The sequence below is a fragment of the Nocardioides sp. Z40_12 genome (genome assembly GCF_058215795.1).
Map to the genome: position 1 here is coordinate 252,377 of NZ_JBZAJA010000005.1, position 17,317 is coordinate 269,693.

A 17,317-nucleotide genomic window follows, 5' to 3' on the forward strand; every position below is an offset into this window, starting at 1 on the left:
CAAACCCGGCTCCTGACACATCTCAACCGCTGGAACGAGGAGGCGAGGGGCGGGGCGGCTCAGGCCAGGAAGGCCGCCACCCGCTCGTGGTAGCCCGGCGGCTGCAGCAGGAAGGAGTCGTGCCCGTGCGGCGAGGCGATCTCCGCGAAGTCGACGTCGACCCCGCAGGCCCGCAGCCGCTCGACCATCCGCACCGACTGCGCGGTGTCGAAGCGCCAGTCGGAGTCGAACGACGTCACCTGGAACCGCGCGGTCGTCCGGGCCAGCGCCTCGGCCGTCGCCGGGTCGCCGAAGGGGTCGAAGTAGTCGAGCAGCCGGGTCAGGTAGAGGTAGCTCAGGGCGTCGAACCGGTCCAGGAACGTCTCCCCCTGGTGCTGCAGGTAGTGCTCGACGGCGAAGTCGGGAGCCAGCGTCCAGTCATCGCCGGTGCGGTCGCGCCGGTGGCCGAACTTGCGCTCCAGCGACTGCCCCGAGACGTAGGTGATGTGCGCCATCATCCGTGCCACCTTCTGCCCGCGCCGCGGGGTGACGCCGTGCTCGGCGTACCGCCCGCCGTGGAAGTCGGGGTCGCCCATGATCGCCTCCCGCGCCACCGCGGAGAAGGCGATGTTCTCGGGGGTGAGCCGGGAGGAGGCGGCGACCACGACCGCCCGGTCGAGCTCGTCGGGTGCGTCGATCGCCCACTGCAGCACCTGCATGCCGCCGAGCGAGCCGCCCACCCCGGCGTACAGCCTGGTCACCCCCAGGTGGCGCAGCAGCCGGCGGTGCACCTGGACCAGGTCGCTCATGTGCAGCAGCGGGAAGTCCAGGAAGTACGGCGACCCGGTCGCCGGGTCGATCGACAGCGGCCCGGTCGTCCCCGAGCAGCCGCCCAGCAGGTTGGGGCTGACCACGAAGAAGCGGTCGGTGTCGACCGGCTTGCCGGGCCCGATCAGGTTGTCCCACCAGCCGCGCTTCTTCGCGCCCACGTGCATCCCGGCGGCGTTGGCGTCACCGGTCAGGGCGTGACAGACGAAGACCACGTTGTCGCGGGCCGGCGACAGCTCGCCGTAGGTCTCGTAGGCGACCTCGACGTGGTCGAGCCGGCCGCCGCCACGCAGGTGCAGCGGGTCGGTCTCGGAGGCCACGACGGCGCGCTGGGTCTCCACGTAGCCAAGGGTGCCGCTCACGCGGCGACCCTACTTGCTCAGCCGATCAGCACCCCGGCTGGTCAGGGGTGCGACCCCTCAGCGCACCGCCGCGACGTCCTGCCGGAACACGTTGAGCCTCGCCGGTGACGGTGCCGACGACCACCCCGGCGGTGGGCGGGTCCTCAGGGCAGCGAGGAGCGGGGACGTCATCGCACCCGCACCCCGCGACTGGTCACGACGGACGGCTGCTGGCCCGCTCGTGAGTACGTGACGCGGAACGAGAGCGTCGTGCCCCGGTCCGCCTTGCGCACGACGTGGAGCGTGCCGGTCGCTCCGGGGACGGGCTTCCCGTCCCGGAGCCACTGGCGGGCGACCGTCCACCCCGGACGGGGCCACGGCAGGCCCACCAGCACCCCGCCCACCCTGGGGATCCCCAGGACGAAGGGGAGCGGACCGTCGACGGGCGACGGCGTCGGGTCGAACGTCGGGCTCGGACCCGCCGTCGGGCTCGGGTCGGTGCTGGGACTCGGGTCGGTGCTGGGACTCGGACTGGGGCTGGGGCTGGGGTCGATGCTGGGGCTGGGCGACGACCCCACGCGCCGCGGCTCGATCTCCACGAAGGCGGCGCGGTCCTCGTCGACGAGCACGCCGACCCCGTCGTACCCCTCGCCGCAGGGACGGTAGGGCAGGCCACCGGGCATCGTCGCCTCGAAGGGCCCGTCCGGATAGAGGGGGCGGGAGCTGGCGAAGTACGTTCCTGCCCGGAGTCCCACCACCGAGAACTGGCCCTCCGTGCGGAGCGGCAGCACCCCGGCCTCGACGCACGACGTCGGCCCCGGGCCGGGCCCCCAGGTCTCGAGCAGCACGTCGGCGACGCGGCTCACCCCGTCCTCGGCGACCTGTCCCTGGAGCACCCCTCCCCGGAGGTCGAGGTCGACCTGCGTCAGGTCCTGCGTGGACACCTCGACGGTGGTGCGCGTCCCGGCGGTCCCCAGCCACACCGGGTCGGCCGCGGGGAGCTGCTGCCCGAAGCGCACCTGGTAGCGCCCGGAGTCCACCCGGACCGACCACGCGCCGTCCTCGTCGGTGACCGTGCTCGAGCTGTAGACCAGCGAGCCGTCGTCCCGCACCTGCGAGACCACCGCGTCCGTGACCCGCACCGGCTCCCCGCGCACCGTGAGACGCCCACCCAGCACGCGGGCGCCGCGCCGCAGCTCGGGGTGGACGTTGTAGATGCCGGGACCGGTCAGGACGATGTCCTGCGCGTCCTCGACCGTGACCGCGTCGGGGTGGAACTCGGAGATCCAGCCCTCCGCCCGCACCTCGAGGCGGTAGGTCCCCGGCTCCAGGGGATCGCTGTGGAAGAGCCCGTCGTTGTAGCTGCGCAGCTCGTGACGCGGCTGCCACGGGCCGGTGCCGCCCTCCCTGGCCCACAGCGTCAGGGAGGGGTTGTCGACGTAGGGGCTCCATCCTCCGTCCCCCGCCTTCACCCAGCCCTGGAGGTAGATCGGCCCCTCGCTGGGCGTGGGGTCGCTGGGCGTCGGGACCGTGGTCGCCCCGGCACCCGAGGTCGCCGTGAGGTGGAGCATCCCGGAGACCAGGGCCACCAGGGCGACCGCGATCAGAGGGCGGACGTACCTGAGGACGCGTGCGCTCATGGCGGGGCCCTTCCCAAGACCAGCGCCGTCCCTGCCAAGACGGCGCCCCTTCACCCTAGAGGCGCAACCTACGGTTCGGTAGGCCCAGAACTGGGGACGCGTGAGCGATCCGAAACATCCGGGGAACGACGACGGGCCGCCCCCAGGAGGTGGGGACGGCCCGTGGTCTCGACGAGCTCGACCGGCGCAGGGTCAGCCGGACCGGCGCAGGGTCAGCCGGACCGGCGCAGGTCGGCAGTGCTCACTTGGCAGCAGCCAGCGCCTGCTCCAGGTCGGCGATGAGGTCCTCGACGTTCTCGATGCCGATCGAGAGGCGCACCATGTCCTCCGGCACGCCGGCGGCCTCGAGCTCTTCGGGCGTCAGCTGGCTGTGGGTGGTGGTGGCGTTGTGGATCGCCAGCGACTTGGCGTCGCCGATGTTGGCCAGGTGGCTGAAGAGCCCCAGCGACTCGATGAACGTCTTGCCGCCCTCGCGCCCCGACTTGAGGCCGAAGCTCAGCAGGCCGCCGTACCCCTTGCCGGTGAAGGTGCGGTCCGCGATCTCCTTGTAGGCGCTGGACTCCAGGCCCGGGTAGCTCACCCAGGAGACCGCGTCGTGGCCCTCGAGGAACTGTGCGACCTTGAGCGCGTTGTCGCTGTGCCGCTCCATCCGCAGGTGCAGCGTCTCGAGACCCTGGAGGAAGAGCCAGGAGTTCATCGGGGTGATCGCGGCGCCGGTGTTGCGCAGCAGCACCGTGCGGGCCCGGATGATGTAGGCCGCCGGTCCGGCGGCCTCGGTCCAGACCGCACCGTGGTAGGCCGGGTCCGGCTTGGTCAGCCCCGGGAACCGGTCGGAGTGCGCTGCCCAGTCGAACTTCCCGGCGTCGACGATGACGCCGCCGATGGAGGTGCCGTGGCCGCCGATGTACTTGGTGGCCGAGTGCACCACCACGTCGGCGCCCTGCTCGAGCGCGCGCACCAGGTAGGGAGTCGGCGCGGTGTTGTCGATGATCAGCGGCAGGCCCGCGGCGTGTGCCGCCTCGGACCACGCCGGGATGTCGATGACGTTGATCTTGGGGTTGCCGACGGTCTCGCCGAAGACCAGCTTGGTCTTCTCGTCGACGTGCTTGGCCAGCTCCTCGGGCTTCTCCGGGTCGACGAAGCGCACCTCGATGCCGAACTGCGGCAGGGTGTGGGCGAAGAGCGCGTAGGTGCCGCCGTAGAGGGTGGAGAGCGCCACGATGTTGTCGCCGGCGTAGGTCAGGTTGAGCACCGCGTACGTCGTGGCCGCCGAGCCGCTGGCCGTCGCGAGCGCCCCGACGCCGCCCTCGAGCTGGTTGATCCGGTCCTCGAAGACCGACTGGGTCGGGTTCATGATCCGGGTGTAGATGTTGCCAGGCTCGGCGAGGGAGAACAGGTTGGCCGCGTGCTCGGTGTCGTTGAAGACGTAGGAGGTCGTCTGGTAGATCGGCACGGCCCGGGCGTTGGTCGTCGGGTCGGCCTCCTCCTGTCCGGCGTGCACGGCGAGGGTCTCGGGGCGGTAGGTCATGTGGTGCTCCTGTCGGGTGCTGCGTGGGTGCTCGTGACTGCTGCTCAAACTAGAGCAGAACAGTAGACATTTGGGGCTGCCGGGGCGCCGGCCGTCCACGGATCGGGTGACGTCGCGAGCCCCCGGCCCACCCGCCGGCGGCGGCGAGGGGCTCGGGGGCTCGCGTGACGCCTCCCCGAGAAGGGGCGTCGTCGAGGGTCAGACGGCGATGGCGATCTCGGCCACCTCGCCGATCTGGGCGCGGACCGTGCGGTCCACCGGGTCGGCCTTGGGGGCCAGCGTGCGCAGCGTCCAGTCGCCGTCCTTGGCGAAGAACCGGAAGTGGCCGCTGGCCGAGGTCGGGACCTCGGCGGTGAACTCGCCGGTGGCGTCGAGCAGGCGCACGTAGGCCGAGCCGACCGGCTCGCCGCCGCGGGTGACCTGCCCCTGGATCACGGCCTCCTTGGCGACGTTGACGCCGTCCAGGGAGAGGCCGCCCTCAGTCGCTCCGCACATCTCAGGCCTCCCCGGGCTGGTCGCCGAGAGCGATCGGCACGCCGACGAGGGAGCCGTACTCGGTCCAGGAGCCGTCGTAGTTCTTGACGTTCTTGAAGCCGAGCAGCTCCTGGAGGACGAACCAGGTCAGCGAGGAGCGCTCACCGATGCGGCACAGCGCGATGGTGTCCAAGGAGTCGTCGATGCCGACCTCGTCGTAGAGCTTGCGCAGGTCCTCGTCGGACTTGAAGGTGCCGTCGTCGTTGCAGTTCTTGCTCCACGGCACGTTGAGGCTGGTCGGGATGTGGCCGGCGCGCTGGGACTGCTCCTGCGGCAGGTGGGCCGGGGCGAGCAGGCGGCCGGCGTACTCGTCGGGGCTGCGCACGTCGATCAGGTTCTGCACGCCGATCGCGGCGACCGCGTCGTCGCGGAAGGCCCGGATCGACCGGTCCTGCTCGGTGGCGGTGTAGGTGGTCTGCGCCCGGGTCGGGACCTCCTGGACCAGCTCGCGGGAGTCGAGCTCCCACTTCTTGCGGCCGCCGTCCATCAGCTTGACGTCGCGGTGGCCGTAGAGCTTGAAGTACCAGTAGGCGTAGGCCGCGAACCAGTTGTTGTTGCCGCCGTAGAGCACCACGGTGTCGTCGTTGCTGACGCCACGCTCGGAGAGCAGCTTCTCGAAGCCCGCCTTGTCGACGAAGTCGCGACGCACCTGGTCCTGCAGGTCGGTGGTCCAGTCGAGCTTGATCGCGTTGCGGATGTGGCCCTTGTCGTAGGCGGAGGTGTCCTCGTCGACCTCGATCAGGACGATGCCGGGGGTGTCGAGGTTGTCCTCGACCCACTGCACGGTGACGAGGGAGTCTTCGCGGCTCATGGGTTGCTTCTCTCTTTCGGTGGGGTGTGCTTCTCGACGTGCTGGTGGAGCGTGGGGACGGGGGTCAGGAGGGGTGGGGGGCGCCGGAGCCGAGGCCCAGCCGGCGGCCGACCAGGTAGAGCTCGCAGCCCAGGCAGAACCCGACGACCGCGTTGAGCAGCGCCGCGGCCAGCGCGAAGCCGGTGGCGACCAGGCCCAGGACGGTGAGGCCGGAGAGCAGCCCGACCAGGCCGACCACGGCGAACGCGAGACCGACGGTCTGGGCGAAGCGCGGGGGCGCGGCGTCCTCGAGGTGAGCCGGAGCGGCGAGCCGCGGCCGGACCAGGCTGCCGAAGAGCCAGGCGTACGGCGTGTGCTGGACGCCGCGCAGCGCCCCGACCGCGAAGACCAGGGCCTGGACGGCGAGCAGCGCGGTGGCCACCGGCCCGGGCGCCGTCAGCAGCACCGCGGCCAGGACGACCGTGGTGAGCGCGGCGGCGAAGCGCGGGCCGCGCGGATCGATCTGGGTGCTCATGGGGTGGTCCTGTCCTGCTCGACTGAGCCTGGTCACTGCCTTGTCACTGCATGGCTGCACGCCGGCCGGATCTCTCACGGCAGACGGGCCGGAGCCGCGGAGCGGCGCACGGCGCGGGGGCGACGGACTGCGGGAGCGGCCGGACGGCCGGGCGCAGCGAGTGTGGGGTCGGCCCCTCAGGACATTCGACAGAGGGACGAGCGCATGCGGCAGTGATCCACTGCGCGCCGCTTCGTCAACCAGGTCGAGCTCATGGTGACGAGACTAGGTGCAGGCGGCGCGGAGCAGAAATGCGCATCTCACCATGCGGAATGGGCGTCCACATATTGGTCAGGCCGGCTCGCGGGGACCGCTCGGCCCGAGCCGTGCGAGCACGCCCCGTACCTGCTCCCGGGTCGGCACGCCGGCGGCCCTGGCCACCTCGCGCCCCTGGCCGTCCAGGACCAGCGTGGTGGGCGTGCGCATCACCTTGACGCGGCGCACCAGCTCCAGGTGGGACTCGGCGTCGACCTCGACGTGGGCGACGTCGCTCATCGACTCGGCGACCTCGGCCAGGGTACGGCGGGTCGCCCGGCAGGGGGCGCAGAAGGCGCTGGAGAACTGGAGCAGCGTGGCGCGCTCCCCCAGCGCGTCGGTGAGGTCGGTGCCGGCGAGCAGGGAGACGGCCTGCTCCTCCGAGGACTCCGGCACCGTCCCGGACTCCCGGCGTGCCGCCCGGGGCGCCTCGTCGTCCGCGTCTCGGGGGGCCGGGGCCTGGCGCCAGCGGCCGTCGCTCCAGGCGCGCCACCCGGCGAACGCCGCCGCGGCGGCCACGGCGATGAGCAGCACCCACTGTCCGGTCGTCACGTCGGCGTCAACACCGCCACCCGGGCCGACCATTCCCCGCCCGTCCGGGCCCCGGCCCGGCGGAAATGCCAGAAGGCCCCGCCCCGGCAACGCCGGGACAGGGCCTCCTGAGGATCAGAAGGTCACTTCTTGCCCTTCTTGCCCTTCTTCTTCTTGTTCTTCTTGCCCTTGTTGCCCTTGTTGCCGGCCTTGCCCTTGTTGGCCTTCTCGAGCTTCTGCTTCGAGACGGTGGACTTGGACTCGACGAAGTTCTTGCCGTTGAAGACGAAGGCGACCTTGGCCTTCTTCGCCTTCTTGCCCTTCAGCTTCTTCATGGCCTTCTTGAACTTCTTGGAGCTGAGGACCTTGGCGATCTTGACGTTGGCCTTGCCGTTCTTCACCTTGGCGGAGCCGACGTTGACCATCTTCTTCTTGTTGATGACCAGCTTGATGGCCACCTTGCCGTCGACGGCCGAGGCAGCGATGGACGGCGCCGAGACCTTGACCGCGACCTTGCCCTTCTTGGCCTTGGCCTTGGTGGAGGTCCCGGACTTGACGGCCACGGTGGAGTCGCTGACCGCGATACCGGAGTAGACCTTGTCGTAGGCCTCGACGCGGTTGCCCACGCGGACGGCGATGGTCTTGCCGAAGTGCGCAGCGGTCAGGGCCAGGCTCGGACCCGAGGCCACGGCGACGCCGTCGGCCAGCCACTCGTAGCTGAACTTGGCGCGGCCCATGGCGTTCCACACGCCCGGGTCGGCGGTGAGGGTCGAGCCCACCAGCGCGTCACCGGCGATGGTCGGCCGGTCGATGGCGACCAGCGACTTGGTCAGCGAGGCGTCGATGCCGCCCACGCGCGTGGCCGAGGGCACGACGACCTTGGTCGCCTTGCTGCGGACGGTGCCGTTCCAGAACTCGCCCACGTGGTCCTCGCCCCAGAAGGAGACCGTGTAGGTGCCCGGGCGCAGGCTGGAGATCTTGTAGGTGCCGTCGGACTCGATCGAGACGCCCTCGACAGAGTCGCCGTCCTCGTCGTAGAAGGTGACGCCGGCGCCCATGAGGGGCTCTCCGGTCTCGGAGGTCACGGTGCCGGTGACGCCGCCCGTGCGGACGAGCTGGATGTTGGCCGTGGAGGGGAAACCGGCCGTCGGGATCGCGGTGGCGTTCTCGAACGACTCGGTGCCGCCGTACCAGGCGCCGAGGGCGCCGAAGCCGTCGATGCCCGTGGAGTTCTTCTCGCGGACGTCGAAGCCGTTGGCGGCGACCTTGATGGCGTCGTCCGGGATCCCGTCCAGCTCGGTGAACTGGTAGACACCGCTGCGGTTGGTGTAGGTGCTCTGGGTGACGCTGTCGTCGAAGTCCGCCGGGGTGCTGCTGACGGAGACGCTGACGCCGACGAGCGGGGTGCCGTTCTGGTCGGTGACCAGGCCGGAGAGGTCGACGCCGGTGACCGGCTCGACGACCCGCGGGGTGAGGGCGAAGTTGATGCCCGTCACGGCCTGGTCCTTGGCAGCGGGGACGAGGTTGGGAGCGTTGCCCGACGGCACGTTGTTGTAGGACTCGCCCTCGTACTCACCGATCTCGTTGTCCGAGACGGAGATCTCGTAGGAGCCGGCCGAGAGGCCCTCGAGCAGGTAGAGACCCGCGGCGTCGGTGTAGTCGGAGAAGTAGGCGCCGGTCGCGGAGTTGACGCCCGTGACCCGGATGCGGTCGAGGGGGGCGCCGGCGTCGCTGGTCACTGCACCGGAGATGGTGGCGCCCTTGGTCAGCGCGATGTTGCCCACGTTGGCGCCGCCGGCGCCGTTGACGGGGGTGGCGGTGGCCAGGGAGACCTGGTCGTTGAACCACTCGGACGCGAAGCCGGGCGCGCTGATCTGCAGCTTGACGTCGGTCTCGCCGGTGGCCACCTCGAAGACACCACCCTTGCGGGTGTACTCCTCGCGGAGGTAGTTGCCGGTGGAGGCCTCGTAGACCTCCACGCTGGCGCCGACGAGCGGCCGGCCGGCGGCGTCGGTGACCGCGCCCGTGACGTACGGGGCGTAGTCGATCGTCCACGGCGACATCTGGACCACGCCGGTGGTCACGGCGATCGGGGTGGCCGCGGCCTCGGTGGTCTGGTCGAGGTAGTACTCGCTGCGCAGGCGGGCGTCGTAGGAGTCGAAAGAGACCTTGTAGGTGCCGTTGGCCGGCACGGTGGTCGACAGGCGGCCGAAGTCGACGTAGTCGCTGGTGACGTAGTCGCCGTCGGCGGTGTAGACCTCGATGTACCCGTCGACCGGGTTGCCCTTCGGGTCGACCAAGGTTCCGCGGAGGTTGTCCTCAGCGGCGTAAGCAGGGACGCCTCCCATCGAGAGAGCCCCCATGACCAGGGCCCCCGCGGCCCCAGCAGACACCAGTCGGCGCATGGCGCCACTGATTTGCGTTCCCATCTTGTGCCTTTCTACCCGCGGTCAGCCGAATGCCGACCTGGCGAGCACGCTAACCGTTTTTACTTTCGCGGGGGCCGGGATCCTGCACCCACGGCGTAAAGTGATCTCGAGCACTAGAGTTTGCGCGGGTTCGGGCTCGTCAGCCGCCTGCGAAGGGCGGCAGGAACTCCACGGTCGACCCCGGCGCGACCAGCACGCTGTGCGGGGCGGACCGGCCCACCGGCCGGTCGTCGACCACCGCCGAGCACACGCCCAGCACGCCTGCCAGCCGGTCGGACTCGGGGTGCAGGGCGATCGCGCGGGCCACCAGCGCCTCGAGGGTGAGGGGCTCGGAGGCGGGCACGACGTCGCTGGCCACCCCGGCCGCGTGCCGGGCACCGGCCCAGTAGCGCAGCGTGATGCCGCCCTCACCGTGACCAGCCGATGGACCGATGTCGCCCGTCTGCACGTCCATGACCGATATCATCCACCAAGTCGCGAGAGTGGGGAGGTGGTCATGGGCACGCTGCTGCTGCTCACCAGCGCCCTCCAGCCTTCGGCCGAGGTGCTGCCGGGGCTGACCCTGCTCCCCCACTCGGTGAAGATCCTGCCCGCGGAGGGGAGCGCGCTCCTCGAGGCTCCCGACGCCGACCTGGTCCTGGTCGACGGACGCCAGGACCTCGCCCAGGCCCGCGACCTGTGCCGGTTGATCCGCACCACCGGCGCAGACGTGCCGGTGCTGCTCGTCGTCACCGAGGGTGGTCTGGCCGTCGTCGCCCACGACTGGGGCATGGACGACGTCGTGCTCCACACCTGTGGGCCGGCCGAGCTGGAGGCCCGGATCCGGATGGCCACCGGCCGCCTCGCGGCCCTCCGCGCCGCCGCCGACCCCGACGCCCACGTCATCCGCTCCGGCGAGGTCGTGGTCGACGACGCCTCCTACACCGCCCGGATCGGCGGTCGGCCCCTCGACCTGACCTTCAAGGAGTTCGAGCTCCTCAAGTACCTGGCCCAGCACCCCGGCCGGGTGTTCAGCCGCCAGCAGCTGCTCCAGGAGGTGTGGGGCTACGACTACTTCGGCGGCACCCGCACCGTCGACGTCCACGTGCGGCGACTGCGCGCCAAGCTGGGCCCCGAGCACGAGACGCTGATCGGGACGGTGCGCAACGTCGGCTACCGCTTCGTGCTGCCCAGCCGCGGCGACGGCCTGGTGGGCTCCACGGAGCCGGAGACCGCCGACTCCTGAGCGCCTTCGCCTAGGCTCGGGCCATGCCCACCCTCGAGGCCCTGATCTCCCGCGCCGAGGCGGCGGACGGCGTCGCCCCCTTCGACGAGGCCACCCTGATGGCGTTGCGCACCGGCCGGGTCAGGTCGCTGCGCCGCGACGACGGCCTCGCCCTGGTCCGCGACCACGAGCTGGCCCTCCTCGTCGACCCCCCGGCCCGCGGGCACGGCGTGGGCGGCGACCTGGTCGTCCAGGCCCTCGCCGAGCATCCCGAGGTCTCCCGCGCCTGGAGCCACGGCAACCACCCCGCCGCCGCCCGGCTCGCGGCCCGTCACGGCTGGGAGCGGGTCCGCGACCTGTGGGTGATGCGCCGCAGCGCCGAGGAGCTGCCCCCGCTGGACCAGCCGGCCGACGTGGTGGTGCGCAGCTGGCGCGACGACGACCGCGACGAGCTGCTGCGCGTCAACGCGGCCGCCTTCGCCCACCACCCCGAGCAGGGGGCGATGGACGCCGACAACCTCGCGCTGCGGATGGCCGAGCCGTGGTTCGACCCCGAGGGGCTGATCGTCGCCACCGATCCCCAGGGGCGGATGCTCGGCTTCCACTGGACCAAGCAGCACTCGCCCCAGCAGGGCGAGGTCTACGTGGTCGCGATCGACCCCGCCGCCCAGGGCCGCGGGCTGGGCCGGCTGCTCACCCACACCGGGCTCGCCCACCTGGCCAGGCGCGGCGTCTCGGAGGTCATCCTCTACGTCGAGGCCGACAACACCGCCGCCGTGGCGACCTACACCGGGCTCGGCTTCCGGCACGCCGACGCGGACACGCACGTCATGTACGCCCGCCCCTGAGCTCCCTGCTCGTCGAGGGGTCGCTGAGCTCACTGCTCGGCGAGGGCGGTCAGCGCAGCTTGGGCCGCACGTGCAGCCCGACCTCCGGGTCGACCACGACCTCCTGGGTCGCCGGCATCTCGGCCACGCTCAGCTGGGCGTCGACAGGGACGTTGCGCTTGACCACGGCCAGCGCGATCGGTCCCAGCTCGTGGTGCCGGGCGCTGGAGCCGACGAAGCCCACGACCCTGTCACCCTCGCGCACCTCCGCGCCCGCCTCGGGCAGCCTGTTCTCGGTGCCGTCGAGGTGGAGCAGGGTCAGCCGGCGCGGCGGACGGCCCAGGGTGTGCACCCGGGCGACCGTCTCCTGGCCGCGGTAGCAGCCCTTGTCCAGGTGCACCGCGGAGCCGATCCAGCCCACCTCGTTGGGGATCGTGCGGTGGTCGGTGTCGACGCCGAACCGGGGCTCACCACGCTCGATGCGCAACGCGTCGTAGGCCCACAGGCCGCACGCCGGGCCCGCCGCCTCGGCGTACGCCGTGAGCTGGTCGCGGGGCACCAGGTCGAAGGTGCCACCCCCGGCCGGGCGCCACATCACCGCGAGGTCGTCGGCGAGCGTCACCTCGACCCGCATCATGAAGCGCATCCGGTCCAGCCACTGCACCAGCGCCTCGCCGGCGCCCGGCTCGGTGTGGCCGACGAAGGTCTCGCCGTCGTCGACCCCGTGGAAGTGGTGCTCGACGTGCCCCTGCGGGCTCAGCACCAGCGCCTGCGTCGGGGTGCGCGGGGGCAGCACCTCGAGGTACTGGGTGGTCAGCGAGTGGAGCCAGGTCAGCCGGTCCGGGCCGGTGACCCGGAAGACGTCGCGGTGGGAGAGGTCCACGAACCCGTCGCCGGAGGCCAGGGTGCGCTGCTCGACGTTGAAGGAGCCGTAGTGCGCCGCCACGGGAGCGTCGACACCATCGCCGCTCACCGCCCCGGGCAGGTCAAGGAACGGGCTGGTCGTCGCCGTGCTCATCACAGTCCTCACATCGTCCGAAGATCGCCAGGTGTCCGACGTCGGTCACGAAACCGTGCCGGGCCCGCAGCAGGCCGAGGAACTCCTCGGCCTCCCCCGGGTCAACCGAGGTGACCTTGCGGCAATTCCGGCACACCAGGTGGATGTGCTCGGACTCCCGGGCGGAGTGGTAGGTGGGCGCCCGGTCGCTGAGGTGCGTGTGCCGGACCAGGCCGAGCTGCTCGAGCACGTCGAGCGCGCGGTAGACGGTGGAGAGGTTGGCCGCCCCGCCGACCTGGTCGCGGATCTCGTCGGGGGTGGCGTGGCCGAGCTCCTCGACGGCCTCCAGCACCAGCCGGCGCTGCGGGGTCAGCCGCAGGCCGCTGCCGCGCAGCGCCTCGGCGAGGTGGTCGGAGCCCGCCGTCATCGCCCGCTCACGCCCGCTTCAGGCGCGCCCACAGGTGAGGCTGCAGCGCCTGGCCCACCGCGGCCATGTCGTAGGCGTAGAGCAGGTCGCCCTCGACGTTGCCGTAGAGCCGCTTGCCCGCGGTGACCTCCTTGGCCGACTCGGTGCGGACCACGGCGTCGGTGGTCAGGTCGAGCTTGCCGCCGCTGGCCTCGCCGTACCAGACCTCGACGAACCCGGTGTTGTGCGCGAGCAGGAACTCGACCTTGCCGGGCTCGGGGCAGCGCAGGAAGCCGGTCTCGATGGCACCGTCACGGACCTTCTCGCCGTTCTCGTCGAGGACCCACGCGCGGGACATGTAGTGGAAGAACGGCCGGCCGTCGTGGGTGAAGATCAGCTCCTGGCCGAACTGGAACTTCTCGATCGTCGGGTAGTCGCCGTGGCCGTTGCCGCGCCAGGTGCCGAGCAGCCAGGCGACCGGGCCGCAGTTGGGGTGCAGGTTGTCGGGGAGCTCGAACGGCATACCGCCACTGTAGTGCGGCGCCGGGCCGCCCGGTTTGGCAGACGGCCCGCGGGGGGATGGACCCGGGCATGGGACTGAAGCCGACGCACCGCCCGTCCCGCCCCCGGCGGCGCACCGGCGCCCTCTGGCTCGCCGCGTGCACCCTGCTGCTGGCAGGGCTGCTGGCAGGGTGCCAGGGGCAGGCGACCGAGGAGGCGCCCAGCCCGGCCCCCGATCCGGCCTCCCCCGCTGCGACCGAGACGCCGTCCGAGGATGGTGCCGCGCCTGACGCGGCGCAGTGCCTGCTCTCCGCGGACCAGCTCGCCCGGATCACCGGGGTGACGCAGGCCGCCATCGAGCCGCGCAAGCCCCGGGAGACCCTGGTCTGCGAGCCCGAGTCGCCCGACGAGCGCGGCGTGTGGATCTGGTGGTACCTCGAGGAGAGGGCCGGTGCGTCTTCCCCGACCTTCGCGGAGCTGAAGGACGAGGTGGAGCTGCCCGGCGGGGAGATCGCGCGCGCCACGCTCGACGACGGGAGCGAGGCCTGGCTGGTCCAGGGCGGGTCGCAGGCCCAGCCCGCCCTCCAGGTGATCGCCGCCGTCGACGCCACCGTCGTCCAGGTCTTCGCCTCGACGATGCCCTCGCCGCAGGACCCGTTTCCCCGGCAGCGGCTCACCGACGAAGCGCTCGCCACCGCCGCCGCGCTGCTCTCGGCCCTGGGCTGAGCAGCCGGGCGACGCCGGACGGGCCCCGACCTAGAGTGGCCCCATGAGTCGCGCACTGGTCGTCAAGGTCACCTGCGGAGCCGAGGACGCCGAGCGCCTCAACCAGGCGTTCACCGTCGCGGCGGCGGCGACCGCCGCCGGTGCGGACGTCTCCCTCTGGCTCACCGGCGACGCCGCCTGGATGGGGGTGCCGGGGCGCGCCGAGGAGTTCGACCTGCCGCTGGCCACGCCGCTGTCCCAGTTGCGCGACGCCGTGCTCGGCGCCGGCCGGCTGACCGTCTGCTCCCAGTGCGCCGCCCGACGCGGGCTCGTCGAGGCCGACATGGTGCCCGGCGTACGGGTGGCCGGCGCGGCGCTCTTCGCCGAGGAGGTCCTCGGCGACGGCGTCCAGGCGCTGGTCTACTGACCCCCCCCCCCCCCGCCGCGGACGTCATCACCAGCGGTCGACGGGGGCACCGCTCGCGATGACGTCCGGCGGGAGCGCGCGGGACGTCATCACCAGCGGTCACCGGGGGCACCGCTCGCGATGACCTCAGGCAGGCCCGCGCGGGACGTCATCACCAGCGGTCGCCGGGGGCACCGCTCGCGATGACGTCCGGCGGGAGCGGGGGCGGGCGGGCGGGCGGGGGCGTCAGGCGGGGCGCACGCCGAGCAGCTCGCGCGCCGCGGCGGGAGTCATCGGCTCGCGCTGGGCCAGCTCGCCGGCCGCGACCGCGCGGCGTACCAGCTGGGCGTTGGACTCCACCGGTACGCCGCGGCTGATCGTCAGCACGTCCTCCATCCCGACCCGCAGGTGACCGCCCTTGCTGAGCGAGGCCAGCATCACCGGCAGCGTGGAGCGGCCGATGCCGGTCGCCGACCAGGAGGTGACCTGCGGCGGCAGGTCGCGGACGGCGGCGACCATGGCGTCCGCGGTGCCGTCCATCCCACCCGGCACCCCCATCACCAGGTCGACGTGGACCCTGCCGCCGGCCGGCAGCCCGAAGCGGTTCAGCAGCCGGGTCAACGCGTGCACCTGCCCGAGGTCGAAGAGCTCGAACTCCGGCACCACCGCCCGCTCCTGGGCCAGCTGGTAGAGCTCGACCACGAAGGGCCACGGGTTGAGGAAGACGTCGTCGCCGAAGTTGGTGGTGCCCATGGTGAGGCTGCAGGAGTCGGGCTCCGCGTCGAGCACCTTGAGCCGCTCGGCGAGCGGGTCGTGGACCGATCCGCCGGTCGAGAGCTGCACCACCAGGTCCGTGCTCTCGCGCAGCGCGGCGACCGTCTCGCGCAGCCGGCCGCCGTCCAGGGTGGGCCGGTGCTCGGCGTCGCGGACGTGCACGTGGATCATCGCCGCCCCGGCGGCCTCGCACTCCCGCGCGGTGGCGACCAGCTCCTCCAGCGTGGTGGGCAGCTGGGGGCAGTCGGCCTTGGAGGTCTCGGCGCCGGTCGGGGCGACGGTGATGAGCAGGGGGCCTGGCATGAACCCATGCTGGCAGACTCGGACTCAACTGCCCCAGCATCGAACAGGAGGATGTTCTTCGTGCGCGCCGTGGTTCAGCGAGTGATGTCGGCTTCGGTCTCTGTGGACGGAAGAGTTGTGGGGCAGCTGCACGGGCCGGGACTGTTGGTCTATCTCGGGGTCACCCACGAAGACGGCCCGGACGAGATCACCTGGATGGCGCGGAAGGTGTGGAGCCTGCGGGTGCTGCCCGAGGAGCGCTCGGCCAGCGAGGTGGACGCGCCGATCCTGGTGGTCAGCCAGTTCACCCTCTACGGCGACGCGGTGAAGGGGCGGCGACCCACCTGGGCGGCCGTCGCGCCGGGGCCGGTCAGCGAGCCGGTGTACGACGAGTTCTGCGGCGAGCTGCAGGCGCTGGGAGCGCGGGTGGAGAAGGGGATCTTCGGCGCCGACATGCAGGTGGAGTCGGTCAACGACGGTCCGTTCACGCTGCTCCTCGAGCGCTGAGCCGGCGCCCACCGCGGGACCGCCGGGACCGCTGTCCGCCCGGCCCGCCCCGTCAGACCCCGCTGGTGTCCTGCTCCAGCCGCTGAAGCTCGCGCCGGATCGAGGCGTTGCCGAGCCGCAGCCGCATCTGGGCCGTCCCCGGGAGCCGGCCGACGCCGTGGGTCAGGGGCACGTTGACCGCCATCCGCCAGGCGTTGAACCAGGGCGGGCGGACCGGGAGGCCCAGGTCGCGCATCGCGCCGAGGCCGAGGAGTCCGGTGGCGGTGCTCAACGTCCGCTCACGCTCCCAGCAGGCGGCCAGGCGGCCGCGCTCGACGGAGTCGATCGACGCGATCAGGGCGCGGGCGAGGTCGCGGCTGTTCTGGTCGGGCGGCGGGTCGCCGGCGAGGAACCGGTAGAGCAGCCGGCGACCGATCCGCTCGGTGCGCGGCAGCCACTCCTCCTCCACCCCCATCAGCCACCCGACGTAGGACCACAGGTGCATGACCGCGTCGCCGTCGCGGCGGGAGACGCGGTGGCCGAGCAGCCTCGCGTGCAGCAGGAAGCTGGTGCTGAAGACCCCCAGCGTGCTGGCCTGGTCGTACTGGTTGATCGGGGTGCCGCGCAGCTCCCAGTCCCAGTCGTCGGCGCGCTCGAGCTGGTCGTTGATCATCGCGTGCACCAGCCTCACGTGGACGGCCGCGCGCCACCCGGGCGCCCGGGGCGCGAGCCCGCCGGGGGCGGTGATCGCCAGCCACCACGCGGTGGTCTCGGCCAGCCGCCGCCCGGCGTCGGAGCCCAGCAGCCGCCCGGTCCGCACCAGCGGCTCCAGCGCCGCAGCGGTGCGGTAGCCCCCCAGCAGCGACCCCAGGCCCAGCACCCGCAGCCCGTCGACCCCGAACCGGCGGCAGGCCAGCGCCCCCCGCTCCAGCAGCTCGTCGTCGACCCAGCCGGGGCGCGGCTCCAGGGTGGCCGCGAAGGCGCGCAGCGCCGGGGGCGTGTCGTCGTCGACGCCGCGCTCGAGGGCGTGCGTCACCTGCCCCATGGTGACGCTGCGGTCGCGGCGGATCGCGCCGGCCAGCGCCGCCCCGGGCTCGTCGCGGCGCAGCAACGCCTCCTGGAGCCGGGCCACGTCGGCGGACGTGGGCCGGGCGCCCGGGCCGGCGACCAGCCGCAGCGGCGCCGCGGCCCGCTCGGACCAGCGCGGGTCGAGCCGGTAGCGGCGCGGGACGGCACGCGCGCGGTGGTCCGAGAGCATCGTGTTGCCTGGCATTCCAGGAACCCTAGGGACCCCCTCCCA

Annotated in this window: 19 protein-coding genes; 5 read left to right on the forward strand and 14 right to left on the reverse strand. The window is 72.3% G+C overall.

Translation table 11 applies throughout. The features are described 5' to 3' along the window. Positions 1-59: 59 nt before the first annotated feature. The 9 genes from metX to AC4BG9_RS11900 form a co-directional block, all read right to left on the reverse strand. The gene (gene metX / locus AC4BG9_RS11860) at positions 60-1,169 is read right to left on the reverse strand and encodes a homoserine O-acetyltransferase MetX (RefSeq protein ID WP_490571301.1); all 1,110 of its coding nucleotides are present in this window, start codon (positions 1,167-1,169) and stop codon (positions 60-62) included. Positions 1,170-1,336: 167 nt separating this feature from the next. After that, positions 1,337-2,788, reverse strand: a complete 1,452-nt coding sequence (locus AC4BG9_RS11865; RefSeq protein WP_490571302.1) for a hypothetical protein — start codon at positions 2,786-2,788, stop codon at positions 1,337-1,339. Between the two features lie 241 nt (positions 2,789-3,029). Further along, complete coding sequence (locus AC4BG9_RS11870; protein WP_490571303.1) at positions 3,030-4,316, reverse strand: O-acetylhomoserine aminocarboxypropyltransferase/cysteine synthase family protein; 1,287 nt, start codon at positions 4,314-4,316, stop codon at positions 3,030-3,032. A gap of 198 nt (positions 4,317-4,514) precedes the next feature. Further along, positions 4,515-4,811: a DUF1416 domain-containing protein gene (locus AC4BG9_RS11875; RefSeq protein ID WP_490571304.1), complete on the reverse strand. Its 297-nt coding sequence runs from the start codon at positions 4,809-4,811 to the stop codon at positions 4,515-4,517. 1 nt (position 4,812) lies between these two features. After that, positions 4,813-5,661, reverse strand: a complete 849-nt coding sequence (locus tag AC4BG9_RS11880) for a sulfurtransferase (RefSeq protein WP_490571305.1) — start codon at positions 5,659-5,661, stop codon at positions 4,813-4,815. A 64-nt stretch (positions 5,662-5,725) separates the two neighbouring features. Next, entirely contained in the window at positions 5,726-6,175 is a 450-nt protein-coding gene (locus AC4BG9_RS11885; protein WP_490571306.1) for a DUF4395 domain-containing protein, read from the reverse strand. 330 nt (positions 6,176-6,505) lie between these two features. Then, a complete protein-coding gene (locus tag AC4BG9_RS11890) occupies positions 6,506-7,021 on the reverse strand; it encodes a TlpA family protein disulfide reductase (protein WP_490571307.1) in 516 nt (171 codons plus the stop codon). A 122-nt stretch (positions 7,022-7,143) separates the two neighbouring features. Then, positions 7,144-9,405: a carboxypeptidase-like regulatory domain-containing protein gene (locus AC4BG9_RS11895; protein WP_490571308.1), complete on the reverse strand. Its 2,262-nt coding sequence runs from the start codon at positions 9,403-9,405 to the stop codon at positions 7,144-7,146. A gap of 163 nt (positions 9,406-9,568) precedes the next feature. Beyond that, positions 9,569-9,883, reverse strand: coding sequence for a MoaD/ThiS family protein (locus AC4BG9_RS11900; RefSeq protein WP_490571309.1), 315 nt, complete (start codon positions 9,881-9,883; stop codon positions 9,569-9,571). A 42-nt stretch (positions 9,884-9,925) separates the two neighbouring features. On the opposite strand from AC4BG9_RS11900, the gene AC4BG9_RS11905 reads away from it, so the two are divergent. Continuing rightward, a complete protein-coding gene (locus AC4BG9_RS11905; RefSeq protein ID WP_490571310.1) occupies positions 9,926-10,654 on the forward strand; it encodes a response regulator transcription factor in 729 nt (242 codons plus the stop codon). 23 nt (positions 10,655-10,677) lie between these two features. After that, positions 10,678-11,481 (forward strand): mycothiol synthase, encoded by an 804-nt coding sequence (gene mshD, locus AC4BG9_RS11910; RefSeq protein WP_490571311.1) that lies wholly within the window; start codon positions 10,678-10,680, stop codon positions 11,479-11,481. A gap of 49 nt (positions 11,482-11,530) precedes the next feature. Here the strand turns inward: mshD and ygfZ are convergent, their stop codons facing one another. The 3 genes from ygfZ to AC4BG9_RS11925 are packed head-to-tail and all read right to left on the reverse strand — an operon-like array spanning position 11,531 to position 13,386. Next, complete coding sequence (gene ygfZ, locus AC4BG9_RS11915) at positions 11,531-12,478, reverse strand: CAF17-like 4Fe-4S cluster assembly/insertion protein YgfZ (RefSeq protein ID WP_490571312.1); 948 nt, start codon at positions 12,476-12,478, stop codon at positions 11,531-11,533. Continuing rightward, entirely contained in the window at positions 12,447-12,884 is a 438-nt protein-coding gene (locus AC4BG9_RS11920; RefSeq protein WP_490571313.1) for a Fur family transcriptional regulator, read from the reverse strand. Before AC4BG9_RS11920 ends, ygfZ begins: the two co-directional genes overlap by 32 nt. A 7-nt stretch (positions 12,885-12,891) precedes the next feature. After that, the gene (locus AC4BG9_RS11925; RefSeq protein WP_490571314.1) at positions 12,892-13,386 is read right to left on the reverse strand and encodes a heme-binding beta-barrel domain-containing protein; all 495 of its coding nucleotides are present in this window, start codon (positions 13,384-13,386) and stop codon (positions 12,892-12,894) included. Positions 13,387-13,454: 68 nt separating this feature from the next. On the opposite strand from AC4BG9_RS11925, the gene AC4BG9_RS11930 reads away from it, so the two are divergent. Then, positions 13,455-14,090 (forward strand): hypothetical protein, encoded by a 636-nt coding sequence (locus AC4BG9_RS11930; RefSeq protein WP_490571315.1) that lies wholly within the window; start codon positions 13,455-13,457, stop codon positions 14,088-14,090. 43 nt (positions 14,091-14,133) lie between these two features. Continuing rightward, positions 14,134-14,496, forward strand: a complete 363-nt coding sequence (locus AC4BG9_RS11935) for a DsrE family protein (RefSeq protein WP_490571316.1) — start codon at positions 14,134-14,136, stop codon at positions 14,494-14,496. Positions 14,497-14,721: 225 nt separating this feature from the next. On the opposite strand, the gene AC4BG9_RS11940 is transcribed toward AC4BG9_RS11935, so the two are convergent. Continuing rightward, positions 14,722-15,552, reverse strand: a complete 831-nt coding sequence (locus AC4BG9_RS11940; RefSeq protein WP_490571317.1) for a beta-keto acid cleavage family enzyme — start codon at positions 15,550-15,552, stop codon at positions 14,722-14,724. Positions 15,553-15,612: 60 nt separating this feature from the next. On the opposite strand from AC4BG9_RS11940, the gene dtd reads away from it, so the two are divergent. Next, on the forward strand, positions 15,613-16,038 hold the full coding sequence (dtd, locus tag AC4BG9_RS11945; protein WP_490571318.1) for a D-aminoacyl-tRNA deacylase: 426 nt from the start codon (positions 15,613-15,615) through the stop codon (positions 16,036-16,038). Positions 16,039-16,090: 52 nt separating this feature from the next. Here the strand turns inward: dtd and AC4BG9_RS11950 are convergent, their stop codons facing one another. Then, positions 16,091-17,290 (reverse strand): oxygenase MpaB family protein, encoded by a 1,200-nt coding sequence (locus AC4BG9_RS11950; RefSeq protein WP_490571319.1) that lies wholly within the window; start codon positions 17,288-17,290, stop codon positions 16,091-16,093. Positions 17,291-17,317 lie beyond the last annotated feature (27 nt).